Source organism: Streptomyces thermovulgaris (assembly GCF_002155915.1).
GTDB classification, from domain to species: Bacteria; Actinomycetota; Actinomycetes; order Streptomycetales; family Streptomycetaceae; genus Streptomyces; species Streptomyces thermovulgaris.
In genome coordinates, this window is sequence record NZ_MUME01000240.1 from 1 (window position 1) to 3,910 (window position 3,910).

At 74.6% G+C, this 3,910-nt stretch carries 4 protein-coding genes; all 4 read left to right on the forward strand.

What is annotated here, in order from left to right; translation table 11 throughout:
- The first annotated feature begins 126 nt into the window (after positions 1–126).
- Entirely contained in the window at positions 127–966 is an 840-nt protein-coding gene (locus tag CCN35_RS18915) for an EamA family transporter (protein WP_245863269.1), read from the forward strand.
- 108 nt (positions 967–1,074) lie between these two features.
- Entirely contained in the window at positions 1,075–1,869 is a 795-nt protein-coding gene (locus CCN35_RS18920) for a TIGR03084 family metal-binding protein (RefSeq protein ID WP_067395940.1), read from the forward strand.
- Positions 1,866–3,596: an acyclic terpene utilization AtuA family protein gene (locus tag CCN35_RS18925; RefSeq protein WP_086793644.1), complete on the forward strand. Its 1,731-nt coding sequence runs from the start codon at positions 1,866–1,868 to the stop codon at positions 3,594–3,596. Before CCN35_RS18920 ends, CCN35_RS18925 begins: the two co-directional genes overlap by 4 nt.
- The coding region (locus CCN35_RS18930; protein ID WP_281254808.1) for a carboxyl transferase domain-containing protein at positions 3,593–3,910 on the forward strand (318 nt) is incomplete at its 3' end. The genes CCN35_RS18925 and CCN35_RS18930, both read left to right, overlap by 4 nt.

A 3,910-nucleotide genomic window follows, 5' to 3' on the forward strand; every position in this document is an offset into this window, starting at 1 on the left:
AGATGTGTATAAGACACATCCCCGTCCTCGTCGGCCCCGGCCGCTTCCGCCCCGGCCGTCCCCGCGTCCGCGTCCAAAGGGCCGGGAGGGCCGGGCCGTTTCGGCTCGCTGGGGCCGGTCGGCCTGGTGCTCGCCGGCGGTGTCTCGGTGCAGTTCGGCGGCGCGCTGGCCGTGGCGCTGATGCCGAGGGCGGGCGCGCTCGGTGTGGTGACCCTGCGGCTGGTGGTGGGCGCGCTCGTGCTCCTGGTGTTCTGCCGGCCGCGGCTGCGCGGGTACTCGCGCGCCGACTGGGGCACGGTCGTCGTCTTCGGCATTGTGACGGCCGCCATGAACGGCCTCTTCTACCAGGCCATCGACCGCATCCCGCTCGGCCCCGCCGTCACCCTGGAGGTCCTCGGCCCGCTCACCCTGTCGGTGCTGGCCTCGCGTCGTCTGATCAACATCGTGTGGGCCGCCCTCGCCCTGGCCGGTGTCTTTCTGCTCGGGGGCGGCGGTTTCAGCGATCTGGACCTCGTCGGGGTCGCCTTCGCGCTGGCGGCGGGCGGCATGTGGGCGGCCTACATCGTCTTCAGTGCCCGGACCGGCCGCCGCTTCCCGCAGGCCGACGGGCTGGCCCTGGCGATGGCGGTGGGCGCGGTGCTGTTCCTGCCGCTGGGGATCGCCGAGTCGGGCGTGAAGCTGATCGATCCGACGACGCTCGCGCTGGGCGCGGCGGTCGCGCTGCTGTCCTCGGTCCTGCCCTATACCCTCGAACTGCTCGCCCTGCGCCGTCTGCCCGCCTCCACCTTCGCGATCCTCATGAGCCTGGAGCCGGCTCTCGCCGCCACGGCCGGCTTCCTCGTCCTCGGCCAGTCCCTCTCCCTCGCCCAGGCCGCGGCGATCGCCCTGGTCATCGCGGCGAGCATGGGGGCGGTGCGGACCCAGGCGAACCGGGGGAAGGCGCCGGAGCTCCGGGCGGAGTCCTGAGAGCGGGGGCGGAGTCCCGGGAGCGGGCCCGCCCCTTCGCCGTACGGCCCGGAAGAAAATCATGCATTCATGCTTGATTGATTCGAGGGGCGCTGTCATGCTCGCCTCATGGCCGATGCGACGCCCGTGCTCGACGACCTGCGCGCGGAAAGCGAAGAACTCGACCGGCTGGTCGCCCACCTCAGCGCCGAGCAGTGGCGACTGCCCACCCCCGCGCCCGGATGGACCATCGCCCACCAGATCGCCCATCTCGCCTGGACCGACCGGTCCGCCCTGCTCGCCGTCACCGACGCGGACGGCTTCCACGCACTGGTCGAGCAGGCGCTCGCCGCACCCGGGTCGTTCGTCGACCAGGGCGCGGAGGAGGGGGCCCGGCTCCCGCCGGACGAGCTGCTGACCCGGTGGCGCACGGGCCGCGAGGCCCTTGACGCCGCCTTGCGGGCGGCGCCGCCCGGCGCCCGGTTCCCCTGGTACGGACCGCCCATGTCGGGCGCCTCCATGGCGACCGGACGGCTGATGGAGACCTGGGCGCACGGGCAGGACGTGGCCGATGCGCTGGGTGTGGTGCGCACCCCCACGGACCGGCTCAGGCATGTGGTGCGCATCGGCGTGCGGGCGCGGGACTTCGCCTTCACCGTGCACGGGCTGCCCGTGCCCGACGAGGAGTTCCGGGTGGAGGTGCGGGGACCCTCCGGCGAGCTGTGGACGTACGGCCCCGAGGACGCCCCCCAGCGGGTCACCGGACCCGCCCTCGACTTCTGCCTGCTGGTCACCCGGCGGGCCCACCGCGCCGACCTCGCCGTGCGCGCCGAGGGCCCGGACGCCGACCGCTGGCTGGACATCGCCCAGGCCTTCGCCGGACCGCCCGGCACCGGACGCGCGCCCAAGGGGGCGGGCGCATGACGCCGCGGCCCCTGCGGATCGGCAACGCCTCCGGCTTCTACGGCGACCGCTTCGACGCGATGCGCGAGATGCTCACCGACGGGGAGCTGGACGTCCTCACCGGGGACTACCTCGCCGAACTGACCATGCTGATCCTGGGCCGGGACCGGCTGAAGGACCCCGAGGCCGGATACGCCCGCACCTTTCTGCGGCAGCTCGAGGAGTGCCTGGGACTCGCGCACGAGCGGGGCGTGCGGATCGTCGCCAACGCCGGCGGACTGAATCCGGCCGGACTGGCCGGACGGGTGCGGGAGCTGGCCGGACGGCTCGGGGTGCCGGCACGGGTCGCCCATGTCGAGGGCGACGACCTCACCCCCCGCCTTCCCCAGGTCCTCGGGTCCGCCCGGCCGGAGGGGGTCCCCGCCGACGTCCTCGCCGCCCACGCCTACCTCGGCGGCTTCGGGATCGCCGCGTGCCTGCGCGCGGGCGCCGACGTGGTCGTCACCGGCCGGGTCACCGACGCGGCCCTGGTCACCGGGCCCGCCGCCGCCCACTTCGGCTGGCGGCCCGAGGAGTACGACCGGCTCGCGGGCGCCGTCGTCGCCGGACACGTACTGGAGTGCGGCGCCCAGGCGACCGGCGGCAACTACGCCTTCTTCGCCGACCACTCCCTCGAACGGCTGCGCCGCCCCGGCTTCCCGGTCGCCGAGATCCACGAGGACGGCAGCTGCGTCATCACCAAGCACCCCGGCACCGGCGGGGTCGTGGAGGTGGGCACGGTGACCGCCCAGCTGCTGTACGAGACGGACGGCGCGCGCTACGCCGGGCCCGATGTCACCGCACGGCTGGACACCGTGCGGCTGCGCCAGGACGGACCCGACCGGGTGCGCGTCGAGGGCGTACGGGGAGAGCCCCCGCCGCCCGCCCTCAAGGTCGGGCTCAACCGCCTCGGCGGCTTCCGCAACGAGGTCGTCTTCGTGCTCACCGGGCTCGACATCGAACGCAAGGCCGCCCTCGTGCAACAGCAGATGGAGGACGCCCTCAAGGCCTCGCCGCCCGAGGAGATCCGCTGGGAGCTGGTGCGCACCGACCGCGCCGACGCCGACACCCAGGAGACGGCCAGCGCACTGCTCCGGCTGGTCGCCCGCGACCGGAACCCCGAGGCCGTGGGACGGGCGTTCAGCGGAGCCGCCGTCGAACTGGCGCTCGCCGGGTACCCCGGCTTCCACCTCCAGGCCCCTCCCGGCAAGGGCACGCCCTACGGCGTCTTCGAGACCGCGTACGTCCCCCAGGACGCCGTCGGCCACGCGGCCGTCCTCCCCGACGGACGCCGTGTCGCCGTCCCGCCGGCCCCGGACGCACGCGCGCTCCAGGACGTGCCGGAGCCGCCCCTGCCGGACCCCCTTCCCGCCGGCCCCACCCGGCGGGCCCCGCTCGGGCTCGTCGCCGGGGCCCGCAGCGGGGACAAGGGCGGCAACGCCAACGTCGGGGTGTGGGCGCGGTCGGAGGACGGCTGGCGCTGGCTTGCGCACACGCTGACCGTCGACCGGTTCCGGCAGCTGATCCCCGAGAGCCGTGCGCTGCCCGTCACCCGGCACGTCCTGCCCAATCTGCGGGCGCTGAACTTCGTCGTCGAGGGCATCCTCGGCGAGGGAGTCGCCGCCCGGCACCGCTTCGACCCGCAGGCCAAGGCACTCGGCGAATGGCTGCGCTCCCGCCACCTGGACATCCCGGAGGTCCTGCTGTGACGGTCCTCTCCTCCGCCCTGGACACCGACTCCCCCGACTACCGGGCCAACCGCGAGGCCATGCTCGCCAAGCTCGCCGACCTCCGGGCCGAGCACGCCAAGGCGCTCGCGGGCGGCGGCCCGAAGTACGTCGAACGGCACCGGCGGCGCGGCAAGCTGCTCGCACGGGAGCGGATCGAGCTGCTGCTCGACCCCGACACCCCGTTCCTGGAGCTGTCGCCGCTGGCCGGCTGGGGCAGCGAGTACACCGTGGGCGCCTCGCTCGTGACCGGGATCGGGGTGGTGGAGGGCGTGGAGTGCGTGATCGTCGCCAAC

Coding starts and splice junctions, on each gene's coding strand:
- CCN35_RS18920 (WP_067395940.1), top strand. CDS start 1,075: ATGGCCGATGCGACGCCCGTGCTCGACGACCTGCGCGCGGAAAGCGAA.
- CCN35_RS18925 (WP_086793644.1), top strand. CDS start 1,866: ATGACGCCGCGGCCCCTGCGGATCGGCAACGCCTCCGGCTTCTACGGC.